The following is a 16,289-nucleotide window of genomic DNA, read 5'->3' on the forward strand; positions in this document are numbered from 1 at the left end:
GCATCTCCGTTTTGCCCGCCGTGCGGCCATATCGCCGCTCAGGTCGAGGGGGTCCGCTGCCCACCACGGCACCACAAGCGGGCGGACCTCCTGCTTGTCGGCACCCGATCCGGGCAAACCCCGGCTCGCTTTGCACCGAAATTAAGTAACTTCTCCATTTTAATGGAGTGAATACTCCATTTTTCAGTGGCACGAGTCGTGCTGATGCCGGAATGACAAGGAGCAACCACGATGAACCAATATGCACGTGAGGCCTGGTATCCGCTGGCCTGGTCGCGGGATGTGGGCCGAAACCTCATCACTCGCCGCGTCCTGGAAGACGACCTGGTGGTCTACCGTACCGAAGGCGGCGCCGTGGCCGCTCTCGAGGACGCGTGTCCGCACCGCTTGGCACCGCTGTCGATCGGTCGCCTCCTCGGCGACACGGTCGAATGCGGTTACCACGGCCTCACCTTCGACTGCGACGGCCGCTGCACCCATGCCCCGGGCATGCCCCGGCCGCCGGCCTCGGCACGGGTGCGAAGTTTCCCCACGGCGGAAAGCATGGGCATGGTGTGGGTCTGGATGGGTGACCCGCTTGCAGCCGACCGCGCCGCGGTGTTCCATCTACCGGCGTACGACGATCCGGCCTACAGCGTGATCGAGGGCGATGCCCTGCCGGTGCAGGCCAGCTACCTGAGCCTGGCCGACAACCTGTGCGACCCGACCCATGTCGCGTTCGTTCACCCGACGACACTCGCGAGCACAGGCCGCGAGGAAACCCGCGTTCAGCACGAGCGCCAGGGCAACAAGGTGGTCACCTGGCGCTGGGTGATCGACGGACCGCTGATCCCCGTGTTCCAGGGCCTCAAGGACTTCGGCGGCAACGTCGACCGCTGGCACTACTACCACTACCACGCGCCCAGCATCGCGGTCATTGATTTCGGCTCGGCCCGAACGGGCACCGGCGCGCCCGAGGGCAACCGCGAGGACTGCATCCAGATGTATGCCTGCCACTTCATCACGCCGGTGGACGAGCGTACCTGCGTGCAGCACTGGCTGGTGCTGAAGAACTCGCCGGCGGACCCGGCCGTGGACGATCGGTTGCGCGCCGGCTTTCGCCATGCCTTCGACGAGGATAAGCGCGTGCTCGAAGCCATCCAGCGCAACGAGGACAAGCCGCGCGAATGGCAACGCGTGCGCCTCGCGCTCGATGCCTCGTCCATGAAGATGCGCGGCATCGTCGAAGAGATGGCCGCGGGCAGCACGCCGGCGTCCACGCGCTGACCGTTGCGGCCGCCGCCAACCGCCTTTCCTTCCAGAACCTTCCCCGGAGCACCACGATGACACCAGCACGCCGCCTCGGCTTCCACCTGTTCGCCGCCGGCCTGGCCTTCGGCACCGGCGCCGCCATGGCCCAGGGCACCATCAAGATCGGCGAGATCAACAGCTACAAGGCATTGCCGCAGAACCTCGTGCCGTACCGGCAGGGATGGCTCCTCGCCCAGGAAGAGATCAATGCAGCGGGCGGCGTGCTCGGCAAGAAGCTGGAAACGGTCTTCCGCGACGACAACGGCAACCCCGGCGACGCGGTGCGCATGGCCGAGGAATTGGTCGCGCGCGAGAACGTCGACCTGCTTTCCGGCGTGACCTTCTCCCACGTCGGCCTCGCGCTGGCCGACTTCGCAAAGCAGCGGAAGATCTTCTTCCTTGCCTCGGGCCCGCTGAGCGACAAGATCGTGTGGGAGAACGGCAATCGCTACACCTACCGTCTGCGCTCGGGCACCTATGCGCTGTCGGCCTCGGTCGTGAGCGAGGCGGCCAAGCTGGGGAAGAAGCGCTGGGCGCTGATCTACCCTAACTACGAATACGGCCAGGCCGCGGTCGCCGCCTTCAAGGAGAACATGAAGAAGGCGCAACCCGACATCGAGTTCGTGGCGGAGCAGTCGCCCCCGCTCGGCAAGATCGACGCGGGTGCTGTGTCGCAGGCCATCGCCGACGCGAAGCCCGACGCCATCTTCAACGTGATGTTCGGCAGCGACCTCACCAAGCTCGCGCGCGAAGGCAAGACGCGCGGCCTGTTCGCCGGCCGCGAGGTCGTGAGCCTGCTGACCGGCGAGCCGGAATACCTCGACCCCTTGAAGGACGACGCACCCTCGGGCTGGATCGTGACCGGCTATCCCTACACCAACATCGACACGCCCGAACACAAGGCCTTCCTCGCGGCCTACCAGAAGAAATACAGCGACTATCCACGCCTGAACTCGGTCGTGGGCTATGCCACGGTCAAGGCCATCGCGGCGGGCCTGCAGAAGGCCGGCGCCACCGACACCGAGAAACTGATCGTGGCCTTCAAGGGCCTGGAGTTCGGCACGCCTTTCGGCAAGGCCATGTTCAGGCCGGAAGACAACCAGTCGACGCTCGGCATCTTTGTCGGGCGCACGGAAGTGAAAGACGGCCGTGGCGTGATGCCTGCCGGCACCTACATCGACGGCGCCAAGCTGCAGCCGAGCGAAGCTGTCGTGCGCAAGCTGCGCAGCGGGTCGTGAAGGCGCTGCCATCGATCGGCTGCCATGGCCAGAGCGCCGCCATCGCGACCTCCTTGAGCGAAACCTGGGACGGGATCTGCTCCGAACCCGTGGCGGCATCCGCCTGAGCGGTTCAGGCCTTGCGCCGGACCGGTGCGGGGGCTGCCCTGCGTGCACCCGTCGACAGGTGGTCGAGCACGACGTTGCAGATGTGTTCGCGCCACGCACTGCGACGCGGCTTCTTCATCAGGTCGCCGCCGAGCCATGCCGAGCAGGTGTACTGGTTGGAGAGATAGAAGAATCCGAGCGACATGATGGTCATGAGCACATGCTCGGACGTGGCATCGTCGCGGAAGACGCCTTGCGCCTGTCCGGCGCCAAGGATGCTGGAAACCGTCTCGATGAGCGGAAAGGACGTCGGCCCGACCTGCTCGGACTCGCGGATGTGCCGGCCGCGCAGCAGGTTCTCGTTCATCAGCAGGCGCACCAGCTTCGGGTTGGCCACGTAATGGTCCCACGCGTGCTCGATCAGCTGGCGCATGCCGGCCACCGGATCCGCCGACTGCACGAAGTTGCGCTGCGCGCCGATCATGTCGGCGTAGATCTGCTCGAGCACCGCCTGATACAGCCGCTCCTTGTTGCCGTAGTAGTAGTAAAGCATCCGATCGACGGTGCCCGCCTGCCGGCCGATGCGCTCGATCCGCGCTCCGGCGAAGCCGTGCTCGGCGAACTCCTCGATCGCTGCCTGCAGGATCCGATTCTCGAGCTGATCGCTTGGGTCGCGCCGCATCTTGCGCCGCGTCGGACCTCCGGTTGGGGGCGGTGTCTCTGGTTGAGGCGCATCGCGGCGTGCGGTCGAACGCGGTTTCACAGGCACAGAAGATCAGCCGAGGAGTTGGGGAAAGCCCATTGTCCACGAGGGCTGACTTCACCTGCATCTGAATAGATGAAGGATGGCTGTAAGCGGCGACGGTGTCAGACCTCTACGCGTGTCGCATCGCCGGCTGGCCGAGCTTCCTGCATCCAACCCCTATGTCCTAAGACGCAGTTCACCCGTCTGAGTGAAGTTACGGTGTGCGTCCTACAACGGCGCCTTGGCAGATGGCAATAGTGGCAGCAACAGGTCGCCTGATCTGTGTTCACAAGAGCCTGTCCAATGCCTCAATCCAGTCCAACTGTCGTTCGTGGGAGTGCTTCATGATTGGTATCGTGATTCCAGCGCACAACGAAGAAGAGTCCATCGGTGCGTGTGTGTTGGCCGCCATGCGGGCCGGAACGCATACAGCGTTGGCAGGGGAGCATGTCGTTGTTTGCGTGGTGCTCGACCACTGCCGCGATCGGACGGCGTCGATTGCCCAGGCCGCCGGTGCGCTCACGCTGTCGGTGGAACTCTCCAATGTCGGCGCTGCGCGCGCTGCAGGGGCCACGGCGCTTCTGGCCATGAACGCGCGCTGGCTTGCCTTCACCGATGCAGACACCCTGGTGTCGCCGAGCTGGCTGGTCGACCAGCTTTCGCTGCAGGCCGATGCGGTTTGTGGTTCGATCGGCGTGGATGACTGGACGCCGCATGGCATTCACGCGGCTTCGCTGGCCGCACATTTTCGGGACACCTACAGCGACTGCGAAGGTCACCGCCACATCCATGGCGCCAATCTGGGTGTCGCCGCCGACGCCTATCTGCGGGCGGGTGGCTTTGCGCCGTTGGCATGCAGCGAAGACGTGGCGCTGGTGCAGGCACTGGAGCGTAGCGGCGCACGCATCGCTTGGAGCGCGTTGCCCAGAGTCGTGACAAGTGCGCGTGCCGACGCACGTGCGCGTGGCGGTTTTGGCGACACGTTGTTGGCCGTCACCGCGGCGCGGCTTGCTGCGCTGGCCATTCCCATGCCACCGACCGTGCCGGCGTGACCGGCAGAGGCCAGTTGGGCGTGGGTTCGTTCATGTGATGTTTTCGGGCCAAGGGATGGCCGCAACTGCAGGGCAAAAGGGCGTTTGATCGAAGCAATGCGCTGGCGCAGACATCGGAAAGTAGAGCCCTCCACATCCCTACGAGGTCTCATCATGTTTGCAGACAGCGAAATCAGCCCGGTGCTGGCCATCATCATCCGATCATTGCTTGGCGACCCACCCAAACCGTTGCCGTTGCCGTCCAAAGTGGTATCGCGCCACTTCATGTTCGAAGGCCCTGCGGCCGACAAGCAGCAGTAGGAGCCGTCATGCTCTCCTGGCGTTTCAAACCTGCTCGTCTGCCCAGCTACTGGGTGGGCACACCCAATGTGCCTGGGGGCGTGGCGCGCCTGATGATCACAGACAACTTTGGTTGGGCTGTCGACCTTCCATCGGCACAGTGGTCTGTGAGTTTTGCCAATGCCGAGCACTGAGGTCCACATCGCCGTCTGACACATCGGCGGCCAACGTTTGATTCTCGTCGTCATCGCTTTTCGATGCCGCCACCAAGCACATCAAGAAGACGCCTGCGACGCTCCCGATCAAGACTCCCGTCAGAAACAACACCATAGCCAGCCTTTTGAAACTCGTCCAGTTTACGGACTGGCAATTGGTGTTGCATTAAGTTGCATATCGGGTTTGAGTAGTTTGTCACGAAGATCTGAATGATCTTTCCTCAACGATGCATCATGTCGCGGCGTGAGACCGGCGCTGCATCGTTGCCCCAGGCGCCGCGCACGTAGCTGAGCACATCGGCGATCTGGCCGTCATCGAGCACGTGGCCGAAAGGTGGCATGCCGTACGGCCGCGGGTTGCCCGCCGTGGCCGGCAGAAAGCCGCCATGGCGCACCATCTGCATGAGGTTCACCGCGCTGTCCATGGTGACCGCGCGATTGCCCGCCAGCGGCGGGTATGCGCCCACGGCGCCCTGGCCGGCGTCGCCGTGGCAGTAGGCGCAGCGCTGTGCATAGATGCCTTCACCGCGTGCCATGGTGCCCGCGTCGCGGCGCAACGACGGCGTGCGCACCGGGTCGGGCCTGGCAGGTGCGGGGTCTTCGGGCAACTGCTGCAGGTAGGTCGCCATGGCGCCCAGGTCGGCATCGCTCAGGTACTGGGTGCTGCGAAACACCACTGCGGCCATCGGGCCGATGACCGAAGCCTGCGCCGTGCTACCGGTCTTGAGCAACTGGATCACCTGCTGCCGGTCCCAATGCGCGACGCCGGCTTCGCGTGGAGAACCCAGCGAGGGGGCATACCAGTTTTCCACCGGAATCAGCCCTCCGGACAAGCCACGCCGGTCTTCGGTGGCCCCCAGGGCATTGCGGCTGCCGTGGCAGGCGATGCAATGACCCAAGCCGCCGACCAGGTAGGCGCCACGGTTCCATTCCGCGCTTTGGGTGCGGTCGGCAATGAAAGGCGCAGGGGTGAAGAACAGTGCGCGCCACACGGCGAGCGCAGCCTGTGTGTCGTAGGGGAACCGCAGCTTGCTGGCCTTGTTCGGGGTCGCATCGGCCGGCACGGTTCGCAGGTACGCATAGATCGCGTCCGAGTCTGCTCTCGTCACGGCGGTGAAGCTCGTGTAAGGAAAAGCCGGGTACAGCAGCCGCCCGTCCTTGGACCGGCCGTTGTGCAGTGCGCGCCAGAAGTGCGCAGCGTTCCAGTTGCCGATGCCGTGCGTCGGGTCGGGCGTGAGGTTGCTGGTGTAGAGGGTGCCAAAGGGGGTGGCAATGCCCAGGCCCCCCGCATAGGCGGCACCGCCACGGATGCTGTGGCAGCCTGCACAGTTGCCCGCCAGCGCCAGGTAGCGTCCCCGCTCGACCTGTGCGGGCGAGCTGTCGAAAGCAACAGGGCCGTCGGGTAGTGGGTCTTCACCGCGCAGGTTCAACCAGACGACCGTGGCGATGGCCAGGGCCAGCAACACGGCCACCGGCACCAGTCCGTAGAGCGCGACGCGCTTCATGGCGTGCCTCTCCGCGTCGGCAGGGCGCTGCAAGGCAGGGGCAAAGGGTTGGGCAGGGCCGGGATGGCACTGGCGTCGGCCGGCACCGGCTGCAGCGCAAGCCAGCTCGCGACAGCGTTGATGTCAGCGCTGGTGAGCTTGCGGCCCACCGCCGTCATGCAGTCCGGGGCGAGCGCATGCCGCTCATCGCTGACCCATGCCCCCAGCTGCGAGGACAGATAGAGCCGTGGCAGGCCGACCAGCCCTGGAATGCCGGGCTGAACGCCGGTGAGCGCAGCCCCGTGGCACTGTACGCAGGCAGGAATGCCCCGCGCAGCGTCGCCTGCCAGTACCAGCGTCCTGCCGTGCGCGAGCGCTTCAGCGGATGCATCGCTGCGCCCGGCGGGTGGCGGATAGGGCAGTGTCAGCGCCGCGAAGTAGTCGGCAATCTCGCGCAGGTAGTCGTCCGACAGGTATTGCACCATGTGGTTCATGTCTGCATGGAAGCGGCGGCCGTCGCGAAAACTCAGCAACTGGTTGAACAGGTAGCCTGCCGGCTTGCCTGCCAGGCGCGGAAAGTAGTCCGCATTGACGGCCGCGCTTTCACGCCCGTGGCAGGCAATGCAGGCGGCCGCCCGTTGCGCGATGGTGTCGGGCACGCGCGCGGGCGTCGTCGCATGGCCTTCGGGCGCCATGACGCCCATGAACAGGCACACGACGATGCAGGAAAGTTTCATACCGCCATTGTCGTCCCGCGACCACGCTACATTGCCGGGATGCAAAAACACATCTCGGAAGTCGCCGGCCTGCAACGGCTGGGCTACGGTGCACTGGTCGGGCTCATCACAGGCTTCATCCCCTGGCCGCTCGACGGCCTCGCGCGCGGCCTGATCGGCTGGTGCGCGGGCATCGGCGTGTACCTGGCGCTTGCCTGGTGGCTGGCTGAGTCTTTCGACGCAAAACGCACGCGGGCGCGCTCCCAGGCGCAGGACCAGCCCAACGTGCTGATCCTGGGCGTCATGCTCATGGCCGTGGGTGTGAGCGTTGCGGTCATCGCCATGCTGCTGCGCCAGGTCAAGCAGATGGACGGCATCGAGCGCGCGGCGCACATCGCGCTAGGCATGGCGGCGCTGGGGGCGTCGTGGCTGATGATCCATACCATCTACGCCTTTCACTACGCGCATCGCTACTACCAGGAAGAGCGCGACAACCGCGTGGCCGGCGCCGGTCTCGATTTTCCGGGCAAGCTCGATCCGGACTACTTCGACTTTCTCTACTTTTCTTTCGTCGTGGGCATGACCTCGCAGGTGTCGGACGTGCAGGTCACCTCGCGGGAGATGCGCCGTATCACGCTGGTGCACAGCGTGCTGGCCTTCGCTTTCAACATGCTGGTGCTCGCGCTGTCGATCAACGTGGTCGCGGGGGCGCTGTAACTGCGCGGGCGCCAGGTTTGACCAGGCCCGTCGACAGCGCCACGCCGCACACGATGACCGCCGCACAGCCCAGCATCCAGGGGGTGATCTGCTCTCCGAGCAGCACCACGCCGTAGAACACGGCGAAGACGGGCACGAGGAAGGTGACCGTCAGCGCACGCGCCGGGCCGGCTGTCGCGATCAGGCGAAAGAACAGGATGTAGGCCAGGCCGGTGCAGGCCGTACCGAGTGCGATGAGCGCCAGCCAGGCATGCAGGCTCGGCATGCGCGCCGGCCAGAGCCAGAGCGCAGGCAGCGCCAGGAACAGCGTGGCACCGATCTGGCTGCCAGTGGCCGTGGCCAGCGGTGCCACGCCGCCGAGGTGGCGTCGCGTGGCGCTGGCGGCAATGCCGTAGCACAGGCAGGCACCCAGACAGGCCACGATGGCCCAGAGCGCGGCATGCGAGCCGTCGGTGGAGGTCGCGTGGAAGCCGGCGTTGCGGCTGGCCAGCAGGCCGACCCCCGCAAAGCCGATGGCCAGGCCGAGCAACCGCCAGCCGCCGGGCCGTTCGCCGAACCATGCCCATGCGACCAGGGCGCCGAACATGGGCGCTGTCGCATTCAGCACGGCTGCCAGGCTGCTGTTGATGCTCAGCAGGGCGAAGCAGAAGAGCGCAAAGGGCACGCCCGAATTGAAGACCCCGATGGCCAGCGTTGCCTTCCAGTGCTGGCGCAGCGCCGCGCCATGACCGTTCCACAGCAGCAGCGGTATCAGGAAAACCGTGGCGATGGCCACGCGCACCGCCGCCGTCGGCAGGGCGCCGAATTCGGCCGCGCCCACGCGCATGAAAAGAAAGGAGGCGCCCCAGAGCGCGCCCAGCAGCACCAGATCGATCCACCAGCGATTCACCGCCCGCGGTGCTGACAGTGGCGCCGATGGTCTTGGCGTGACGCTCATCGCGCGCCCTCCAGCGCGAGGAGCGCCGTCTTGCGGTCGAGGCCGCCCGCGTAGCCCGTGAGCGAACCGTCGGCACCCAGCACGCGATGGCAGGGCACGATCAGGCTGATCGGATTGCGTCCGACGGCCGCGCCGACAGCGCGCACCGCAGCTGGCTTGCCGATGTCTGCGCTGAGGACGCCGTAGCTGGTGGTGGCGCCGCAAGGGATGGCGCGCAGCGCCGCCCAGACCGACTGCTGGAACGGCGTGCCGTGCGACAGGTCCAGCGGCAGGTCGAAGTCGCGCCGCTGGCCTGCGAAGTACGCCAGGACCTGCGTCGCGGCCTGGGTCAGCAGGTCGTCGGCGGCATCGGTCTGCCAGGGCGTCATGTCGGGTGCGTGGCGTTGGTCATCGAACCAGAGCCCGACAAGGCCGAGGTCCGAGGCCGCCAGCGTGATGCCGCCGAGCGGACTCTGGAGGTGCCGCATGCGGATGCGGTCGTGCTTGAATTTCATGGCAGATCGGGCGCCGGGGCCCGTGTGAGGAGTGTGTCGGATGGGGTGTGCGTCTCAGGGGCGGGCAGGGTCGGGGTCGGCGCATGCCAGGCGCGCAACACGGCATAGCCGCGCCATGGCCGCCAGGCCAGCGAGGCTTCGACCGCAGCGCGCGCCGTTCGCACGCCGAGCGCCTTCTGAAGGGCGATATCGCCCGACGGAAATGCGTCGGGCCAGCGCAGCGCGCGCATCGCAATGTACTGCGCCGTCCAGTCGCCGATGCCAGGCAGGGCCTGCAGCGCCGCCAGTGTCGCAGGCACATCGGCGCCGGCATGCAGCATCAGGCGGCCATCGGCGACCTCGCGCGCCAGCGCCTGCAGCGCGGCCTGCCGCTGCCGCACGATGCCGAGCTGGCCCAGCGCCTCGCCGCTGGCCGCCGCGAGGGCAGTAGGCGTGGGAAACAGGCGGTCGAGGCCGGCAAGGGGTGTGTCGATCGCCTCGCCGAATGCGGCGACCAGCCGCGAACCGAAGGTGCGTGCCGCGGCCACGGTGACCTGCTGGCCCAGCACCGCGCGCACGGCGAGCTCGAAGCCATCGACCGTGCCCGGCACGCGCATGCCGTCGCCATGGGGAAAGGCGTCGTGCAGCACCGCATTGATGGCCATCGGTTCGGCATCGAGGTCGAGCAGCGCGCGCGCACGGCTGATCACGGTCGGTAGCACGCCGGCCAGCGAGTCGCTCACGGTCAGCCTGACCTGTTCACGCATGCTGTCGAACCGCAGGCGCAGCCAGCCTGCGTGGCTGCGGCCGCCGTGCATCACGTGCAAGGTGCGGGTGTAGTCGTGCAGCCCGTGCGTGTGCCCCGTTGCTACTTCCGCCACTTTCGCCACTTCCACGCCCTGCAGCGTGCGCCGCGCGAAAAAGGCATGCATGGCCTGTACGTCGTAGGGCGGCCGGTAGCCCAGCCGGACTTCGATCGAGCGACCCGCATGCGCCTCGCCTGCGCCGGCCTCGGCCACCCCTGCGCGGCGCAGCGCACCGGGGTTGAGCCCGTAGTGCGCGGCAAAGGCGGCATTGAAGCGGCGCACGCTGGCAAAGCCACTGGCCAGCGCCACCTCGGCCATCGGCAGGCGGGTGTCTGCAATGAGCTGTTTGGCGGTCAGCAGCCGGCGTGTCTGCAGGTACTGCAGCGGCGATACGCCGAACTGGGCCTCGAAAATTCGCCTCAGATGCCGGTCGCTCACGCCCAGGCGCTCTGCGATGCGCGCGGCGCCCGGCACCTCGTCGCGCCAGGCGTCGGGCTCGTCGATCAACCGGGCTGCCTGCAGCGCCAGAATGCGCGACGCGTCTTCGGTCGACCAACTGGCGGCGCGGGGCGCGAGTTCGGGGCGGCACCGCAGGCAGGGGCGATAGCCCTCGGCCTCGGCCTGCGCCGCGTGGCGGAAGAACACGCAGTTCTCGCGCCGCGGCAGCCGCACGCGGCAGACGGGGCGGCAATAGATACCGGTGGAGGTGACCGCCGTGAAAAAGGAGCCGTCGAAACGCGCGTCGTGCGCCTTCATCGCCAGATAGCAGGCGTCGCTCTCGGGGCCGGCAATGGGATCGGTCGCATCAGGCATGGCGCGATGATACGAACCGGGAGGCCTGGAAACCGGCCGTTTCCGGACATCTGGCTGCACGGGCGGGTTGCCTGCGCCAAGGGCGGGTTGCCTACAATGGCCCAAGACATTTTTTGTACTCTCCAAGGTAAGCACCCATGCAGCTCAGCGCGTCGATCTTCAAGGCCTACGATATTCGCGGCGTCGTGCCGACCACGCTGGACGTGGAAGTCGCGGAAGGACTCGGCAGAGCCTTCGGCAGTGCCGCTCGCGCCCTGGGCGAGAAAACCGTCGCCGTGGGACGCGATGGCCGGCTGTCGGGCCCTGCGCTGGTGGAGGCGCTGATCAGCGGCCTGGTGGCCACGGGCATCGAGGTGATCGACGTGGGTGCGGTGACCACGCCCATGCTGTACTTTGCGGCACACACGCTGTCGACCAGTGGCATCCAGGTGACGGGCAGCCACAACCCGAAAGACTACAACGGCTTCAAGATGATCATGGCCGGCCGCGCCATCTACGGCGATGAGATCCAGAGCCTGCGCCGCGTCATGGAAGCCGACAGCGCCACGCTGGCACCCGGTGGCAGCGTGCGCAGGGTCGACGTGACCGAGGCCTACACCCAGCGCATCGTGGGCGACATCAAGCTGGCACGTCCGCTGAAGATCGTGGTCGATTCGGGCAACGGCATCGCCGGCGCCTCGGCCCCGGCCATCCTGCGCGCCATTGGCTGCGAGGTGACAGAGCTGTTCAGCGAGGTCGACGGCGATTTCCCGAACCACCATCCAGACCCGAGCAAGCCTGAGAATCTCAAGGACCTGATCGCCGCGCTGGCAGCAGGTGATGCCGAACTCGGCCTGGCCTTCGATGGCGACGGCGACCGCCTGGGCATCGTCACCAAGGACGGTCAGAACATTTACCCCGACCGCCAGATGATGCTGTTTTCGCAGGACGTGCTCTCGCGCGTGCCGGGCGGCACCATCGTGTTCGACGTCAAGTGCTCTCAACGCCTGGCGCCCGCCATCGAGGCGGCCGGTGGCGTGCCGATGATCTTCAAGACCGGCCATTCGCTCATCAAGGCGAAGATGAAGGAAATCGATTCGCCGCTGGGGGGCGAAATGAGCGGCCACATCTTCTTCAAGGAGCGCTGGTTCGGTTTCGATGACGGTACCTACGCAGGCTGCCGCCTGCTGGAGATCCTCAGCAAGAGCCCCGATGCAGGCGCCGTGCTCAACGCGCTGCCCACCAGCTTTTCCACGCCCGAACTCAACGTGCTGTGCGACGAGGGCGAGCCGCACCGGCTGGTCGAGGCGCTGATGAAGTCGGTCGACTTTCCGGCGCCGGCCCAGTTGTCGACCATCGACGGCGTGCGTGTCGACTGGCCCGACGGCTTTGGCCTGATCCGGGCCTCCAACACCACGCCGGTGCTGGTGATGCGTTTCGAAGGCCAGACCGACGCCGCACTCGCGCGCATCCAGGCCGACATGATGGCGCTGCTGCGCACCGTCAAGCCCAACGCGCAGGTGGCCGAAGCCGCCCACTGAACCGACGAAGACGAGACCTTTTCCACGTGCGTTCCCTGTCGCTGCGCCTCTACGGCGTTCTCACCTCCCTCGCCCAGCCGCTCGTACGGCGCAAGCTGCGCAAGCGCGCGGTCGCCGAGCCTGGCTATGCCGTGGCCGTCGAAGAGCGTTTCGGCCAGTACGACGCGGCCGCAGTCGGCACCGGCTGGTGCTGGGTGCACGCGGTGTCGCTCGGCGAGACGCGTGCGGCCGGCATCCTGATCACCGAACTCCGGCGTCAGCATCCCGGGGTGCCCATCCTGCTGACCCACGGCACCGCGACGGGCCGGGAAGAGGGCGCCAAACTGCTGGAGCCGGGCGATCTGCAGGTCTGGCAGCCTTGGGACACGCCCAAGGCCGTGGCCCGCTTCCTCGACCGTTTTTCGCCGCGCATCGGCGTGCTGATGGAAACCGAGGTCTGGCCCGAGATGGTGGCAGCATGCGCGCAGCGACGGATTCCGCTGGTGCTGGCCAATGCCCGCCTGAATGAACGGTCGCTGGCATCGGCCGAGCGCCTGGGCTGGCTCGCGCGTCCGGCCTATGCCTCGCTGACGGCGGTGTGGGCGCAGACCGAAGCCGACTCGCACCGCCTCGTGTCGCTGGGCGCCAAGGTCGAGGGCGTCTACGGCAATCTCAAATTCGATGCCGCGCCGGACCCGCGCCAGCTGGCGGCCGCCAGCCAGTTCCGAGCGCACCTGCCACGGCCCCTGGTGGTGCTGGCGAGTTCGCGTGACGGCGAAGAGCAGCTCTTTCTCGACGCGCTCAAGCACTTCGGCGCCGGCGCACCGCTGCCGCCCGAGCAGCCGGGCGTGCATTCGATTGCGCGCCAGGTCGCGAGCGTCCAGTGGATGATGGTGCCGCGCCATCCGCAGCGCTTCGACGAGGTGGCTGCGTTGATCGAAGCCAATGGCTTTCCCGTCGCGCGCCGCAGCACGGCCGGTGCACCCACGCAAGAAGAAATCTGGCTCGGTGATTCCGTTGGCGAGATGACGCTCTACTATGGCCTGGCCGACGTGGCGCTGCTTGGCGGCAGCTTCGAGGCATTCGGTGGCCAGAACCTGATCGAGGGCGCCGCCTGCGGCTGCCCGATGATCCTCGGCCCTTCGACCTTCAATTTCGCCGAGGTGGCGGAACTCTCGCTCGCCGCCGGCGCGGCGGTGCGCGTGCAAGGCATGACCCAGGCCATCACTGCCGCACTGGCGCTGGTGTCTGATGCGACGCGCCGCGGTGCGATGGTCGAGGCCGCCAAAGCGTTTGCGTCCACCAACCGTGGCGCCGCACAGCGCACGGCTGCTGCGGTGTTGGCGTTGGCCGAATCGGCGGAGCCGGTGGCATCCGCTGCCGAACCTGGCGCGCTCGAAGAGCGGGCGGAACCCAGTCTCGACTGAAGCACAGCGCACACGGCGGTGTTCCCGGCCGGTGGCGGTGGGTCGGGTTCAGGGATTCAACGGCCGACGCCCACAGGCGTGTTCCCCGGTGTGCCTGCGGCGGCCAGCGTCGCGTTCACCGGAAGCAGGTCGGCCTGCGTCAGCGTGCCGCTGGCCTGCCGCAATTTCAGCGTGCCCAGCAGCACGTTGTAGCGGGCCACCGCCAGGTCGCGCTTGGTCTGGAACAGCTGGCTTTGTGCATTCAGCACGTCGATATTGATGCGCACACCCACCTGGTAGCCGAGTCGGTTGGCGTCGAGCGCGCTCTGGCTCGACGCCTCGGCCGCTTCGAGTGCCTTGACCTGGCTGGTGCCCGAGACCAGGCCCAGGTAGGCGGTGCGAGTGGCCTGCGTCACGTTGCGACGCGTGGCGTCGAGCGTGGCACGTGCCTGGTCTTCGAGCGCCAACGTCTCGCGCACCCTGTTTTCCGTGGCGAAGCCTGCGAACAGCGGCAGGTTGAAGTTGACGCCGATGCTGGCTTCCCTGACGCGGGTCCCTGTGGTGCTGGTGCTCGTGCCGTTGGGGTTATGGGCGAAGTTGTAGCCCATCGTTGCGTCCAGCGTGGGCTTGTGGCCGGCCTCGGCCTTCTTGATTTCAAGGCCTGCCACATCGACGGCGATGAGCGCCTGCCGGATGGCCGGATGCACCGCCTCCGCCTGGGTCACCCAGCGGTTGACGTCGGCTGGGTCGGGCTGTGGCAGCACCACGGGCGTGGACAGCGGCAACGGCACGCTGCCGGGCCGGCCGACCAGTTGGTCGAGCACGATGCGCCGCACCTGCAGGTCGTTTTCCGCAGAGATTTCCTGCGCCAGCACGAGGTCGTAACGCGCCTGTGCCTCGCGTGAATCGGTGATGGTCGAGGTACCGACCTCGAAGTTGCGTTTGGCAAAAGCCAGCTGCTCGGCCACAGCCGCCTTCTGCGCGCGCACCAGCGCCAGGCTGTCCTGGCTGGAGAGCACGTCGAAGTAGGCCTGGCCGACGCGCACGATCAGGTCCTGGTCGGCACTTGCGAGCGCCGCTTCGGCGATTTCGGCCTGGCGCTTGCCCTGCTGGTAGGTGGCCCAGGCGGCCGGCCGGTACAGCGGCTGCGAGGCGTTGATGCCTACCGTCTGGTTGCTGAAGTCGCGCACGCTGGAAGAGCGTGGCGCATTGGCGATCACGTCGAGGTCCTGATTGGTGTGGGATGCGCCTGCCGAAGCCGCCACATAAGGCAGGATGCCTGCCCGGGACTGAGCGGCGCGCGCCACGTTGGCCTCGAACTGCGCACGCGCACCCTGGTACGTGGCGTCGTAACTCCGCGCCGACTCGTAGAGGTCGATCAGGCTCTGTCCATGGGCGGGCAGGGCGAGCACGGCGGCCAGTGCTGCGGAAAGTGGAAGGAACCGGCGCACGGGCATGGAAAGTCCTGGGGAAAGGTCAGTAGCGCGCAACGGCGGTGTCGTGCGTGGCCGACCAGGCGTCGATACCGCCCGCCACGTTGGCCACCTGCTCGAAGCCGTTCTGCGTCAGAAAGGCGGCTACGCGCTGGCTGCGCGCGCCGTGATGGCACAGGCAGGCGATGCGCTGGCCGGGGTCGAGCTCGGCCAGGCGGTCAGGAATTTCGTTCATCGGGATGGCGACGAGTGCGAAGCCCTGCGGCACCACGCTGGCGGTCTGCAGTTCCCACGGCTCGCGCACGTCGAGCAGCACCGGCTGTGCGTCGCCGTCTTGTGCAAACCAGGCGGCAACGTCGGCCGGGCGGACTTGGTCGATCATGGGCGTGCCTGCTTCAGAAGTTGAAGCGCGGCGTCTCGGGGAAACCCAGCAGGCGCGGGGCGACCGTGTCCCAGGGCTGCAGGGTGTCCCACTTGCTTTCGCTCACGCGGGTCACGAAGGTGGCGCGCATCATGGGCTCGTCACCGACGATGGCTGCCAGTCGGCCGCCGATCTTCAGCGAACCGAGCAGATTCTGGGGAATGCGAGCGACCGAGCCGCTGAGGACGATCACGTCGAAGCTCGGACCGCTGGGCAGCGGCGTGGCGCCGTCGGCATTGCGTACCTCGACATTGGTCACGCCATTGCGCGCCAGTGTCTGGGCAGCGCGGGCGGCCAGCGTGGGGTCGATTTCCAACGACAGCACGCTGGCGGCGCGGTAGGCCAGCAGCGCAGCCATGAAGCCGGAGCCGGTGCCGATTTCGAGCACGGACTCGTGCTTTTGCACGTGAAGGTCTTGCAGCGTGCGTGCTTCCACGCGGGGCGACAGCATGGTCTGGCCTGGGAGCGAGCCGACGCCGCTGCCGTCCAACGGGATTTCCATGTCGAAGAACGCCAGCGCGCGGTGTGCCTCTGGCACGTAGTCCTCACGGCGCATCACTGCGAGCTGGTCGAGGATATCGAGGTCGAGCACATCCCAGGGACGGATCTGTTGCTCGATCATGTTGAAGCGCAGGCGTTCGAGGGAGGCAGGGGCGTGGGTGGTCATGGGGCTTTTTC

Annotated in this window: 18 protein-coding genes; 8 read left to right on the plus strand and 10 right to left on the minus strand. The window is 67.0% G+C overall.

What is annotated here, in order from left to right:
- Window positions 1–231: 231 nt before the first annotated feature.
- The gene (locus tag J2W36_RS11390) at window positions 232–1,266 is read left to right on the plus strand and encodes an aromatic ring-hydroxylating dioxygenase subunit alpha (RefSeq protein WP_307689836.1); all 1,035 of its coding nucleotides are present in this window, start codon (window positions 232–234) and stop codon (window positions 1,264–1,266) included.
- A 56-nt stretch (window positions 1,267–1,322) separates the two neighbouring features.
- Window positions 1,323–2,528, plus strand: a complete 1,206-nt coding sequence (locus J2W36_RS11395; protein ID WP_370869299.1) for an ABC transporter substrate-binding protein — start codon at window positions 1,323–1,325, stop codon at window positions 2,526–2,528.
- A 112-nt stretch (window positions 2,529–2,640) separates the two neighbouring features.
- On the opposite strand, the gene J2W36_RS11400 is transcribed toward J2W36_RS11395, so the two are convergent.
- Entirely contained in the window at window positions 2,641–3,297 is a 657-nt protein-coding gene (locus J2W36_RS11400) for a TetR/AcrR family transcriptional regulator (RefSeq protein ID WP_307689837.1), read from the minus strand.
- Between the two features lie 407 nt (window positions 3,298–3,704).
- Between J2W36_RS11400 and J2W36_RS11405 the strand changes: the two genes are divergently transcribed.
- The 3 genes from J2W36_RS11405 (at window position 3,705) to J2W36_RS11415 (ending at window position 4,885) form a co-directional block, all read left to right on the plus strand.
- Window positions 3,705–4,412: a glycosyltransferase family 2 protein gene (locus tag J2W36_RS11405; RefSeq protein ID WP_307689838.1), complete on the plus strand. Its 708-nt coding sequence runs from the start codon at window positions 3,705–3,707 to the stop codon at window positions 4,410–4,412.
- A 153-nt stretch (window positions 4,413–4,565) separates the two neighbouring features.
- Window positions 4,566–4,712 carry a hypothetical protein gene (locus J2W36_RS11410; protein ID WP_307689839.1) on the plus strand — a complete coding sequence of 49 codons (147 nt, stop codon included), beginning with the start codon at window positions 4,566–4,568 and terminating at the stop codon, window positions 4,710–4,712.
- 8 nt (window positions 4,713–4,720) lie between these two features.
- A complete protein-coding gene (locus tag J2W36_RS11415; protein ID WP_307689840.1) occupies window positions 4,721–4,885 on the plus strand; it encodes a hypothetical protein in 165 nt (54 codons plus the stop codon).
- On the opposite strand, the gene J2W36_RS26550 is transcribed toward J2W36_RS11415, so the two are convergent.
- From J2W36_RS26550 to J2W36_RS11425, 3 genes are all read right to left on the minus strand, one after another.
- Window positions 4,809–5,021 carry a DUF3789 domain-containing protein gene (locus tag J2W36_RS26550; RefSeq protein ID WP_370869300.1) on the minus strand — a complete coding sequence of 71 codons (213 nt, stop codon included), beginning with the start codon at window positions 5,019–5,021 and terminating at the stop codon, window positions 4,809–4,811. The genes J2W36_RS11415 and J2W36_RS26550 overlap by 77 nt on opposite strands.
- Window positions 5,022–5,127: 106 nt before the next feature.
- Window positions 5,128–6,411, minus strand: a complete 1,284-nt coding sequence (locus tag J2W36_RS11420) for a cytochrome c (RefSeq protein WP_307689841.1) — start codon at window positions 6,409–6,411, stop codon at window positions 5,128–5,130.
- Window positions 6,408–7,127, minus strand: a complete 720-nt coding sequence (locus tag J2W36_RS11425; protein WP_370869301.1) for a c-type cytochrome — start codon at window positions 7,125–7,127, stop codon at window positions 6,408–6,410. Before J2W36_RS11425 ends, J2W36_RS11420 begins: the two co-directional genes overlap by 4 nt.
- Window positions 7,128–7,166: 39 nt before the next feature.
- On the opposite strand from J2W36_RS11425, the gene J2W36_RS11430 reads away from it, so the two are divergent.
- Window positions 7,167–7,823: a DUF1345 domain-containing protein gene (locus J2W36_RS11430; protein WP_307689842.1), complete on the plus strand. Its 657-nt coding sequence runs from the start codon at window positions 7,167–7,169 to the stop codon at window positions 7,821–7,823.
- On the opposite strand, the gene J2W36_RS11435 is transcribed toward J2W36_RS11430, so the two are convergent.
- From J2W36_RS11435 to J2W36_RS11445, 3 genes are read right to left on the minus strand one after another with little or no spacing between them, the layout of a single operon-like run.
- Window positions 7,798–8,760 (minus strand): DMT family transporter, encoded by a 963-nt coding sequence (locus J2W36_RS11435; RefSeq protein ID WP_307689843.1) that lies wholly within the window; start codon window positions 8,758–8,760, stop codon window positions 7,798–7,800. The genes J2W36_RS11430 and J2W36_RS11435 overlap by 26 nt on opposite strands.
- The gene (locus J2W36_RS11440; protein ID WP_307689844.1) at window positions 8,757–9,254 is read right to left on the minus strand and encodes a methylated-DNA--[protein]-cysteine S-methyltransferase; all 498 of its coding nucleotides are present in this window, start codon (window positions 9,252–9,254) and stop codon (window positions 8,757–8,759) included. Before J2W36_RS11440 ends, J2W36_RS11435 begins: the two co-directional genes overlap by 4 nt.
- The gene (locus tag J2W36_RS11445) at window positions 9,251–10,852 is read right to left on the minus strand and encodes a DNA-3-methyladenine glycosylase 2 family protein (RefSeq protein ID WP_307689845.1); all 1,602 of its coding nucleotides are present in this window, start codon (window positions 10,850–10,852) and stop codon (window positions 9,251–9,253) included. Before J2W36_RS11445 ends, J2W36_RS11440 begins: the two co-directional genes overlap by 4 nt.
- A 137-nt stretch (window positions 10,853–10,989) precedes the next feature.
- Between J2W36_RS11445 and J2W36_RS11450 the strand changes: the two genes are divergently transcribed.
- Window positions 10,990–12,372, plus strand: a complete 1,383-nt coding sequence (locus tag J2W36_RS11450) for a phosphomannomutase/phosphoglucomutase (RefSeq protein ID WP_307689846.1) — start codon at window positions 10,990–10,992, stop codon at window positions 12,370–12,372.
- Window positions 12,373–12,398: 26 nt separating this feature from the next.
- A complete protein-coding gene (locus J2W36_RS11455; protein ID WP_307689847.1) occupies window positions 12,399–13,778 on the plus strand; it encodes a 3-deoxy-D-manno-octulosonic acid transferase in 1,380 nt (459 codons plus the stop codon).
- A gap of 56 nt (window positions 13,779–13,834) precedes the next feature.
- On the opposite strand, the gene J2W36_RS11460 is transcribed toward J2W36_RS11455, so the two are convergent.
- The 3 genes from J2W36_RS11460 to J2W36_RS11470 are packed head-to-tail and all read right to left on the minus strand — an operon-like array spanning window position 13,835 to window position 16,278.
- Window positions 13,835–15,214: a TolC family outer membrane protein gene (locus J2W36_RS11460; protein WP_307689848.1), complete on the minus strand. Its 1,380-nt coding sequence runs from the start codon at window positions 15,212–15,214 to the stop codon at window positions 13,835–13,837.
- A 19-nt stretch (window positions 15,215–15,233) separates the two neighbouring features.
- Window positions 15,234–15,572, minus strand: coding sequence for a rhodanese-like domain-containing protein (locus J2W36_RS11465; protein WP_307689849.1), 339 nt, complete (start codon window positions 15,570–15,572; stop codon window positions 15,234–15,236).
- 13 nt (window positions 15,573–15,585) lie between these two features.
- Window positions 15,586–16,278, minus strand: a complete 693-nt coding sequence (locus tag J2W36_RS11470) for a protein-L-isoaspartate O-methyltransferase family protein (RefSeq protein WP_307689850.1) — start codon at window positions 16,276–16,278, stop codon at window positions 15,586–15,588.
- Window positions 16,279–16,289 lie beyond the last annotated feature (11 nt).

The organism is Variovorax ginsengisoli (genome assembly GCF_030811835.1).
GTDB lineage: Bacteria > Pseudomonadota > Gammaproteobacteria > Burkholderiales > Burkholderiaceae_C > Variovorax > Variovorax ginsengisoli_C.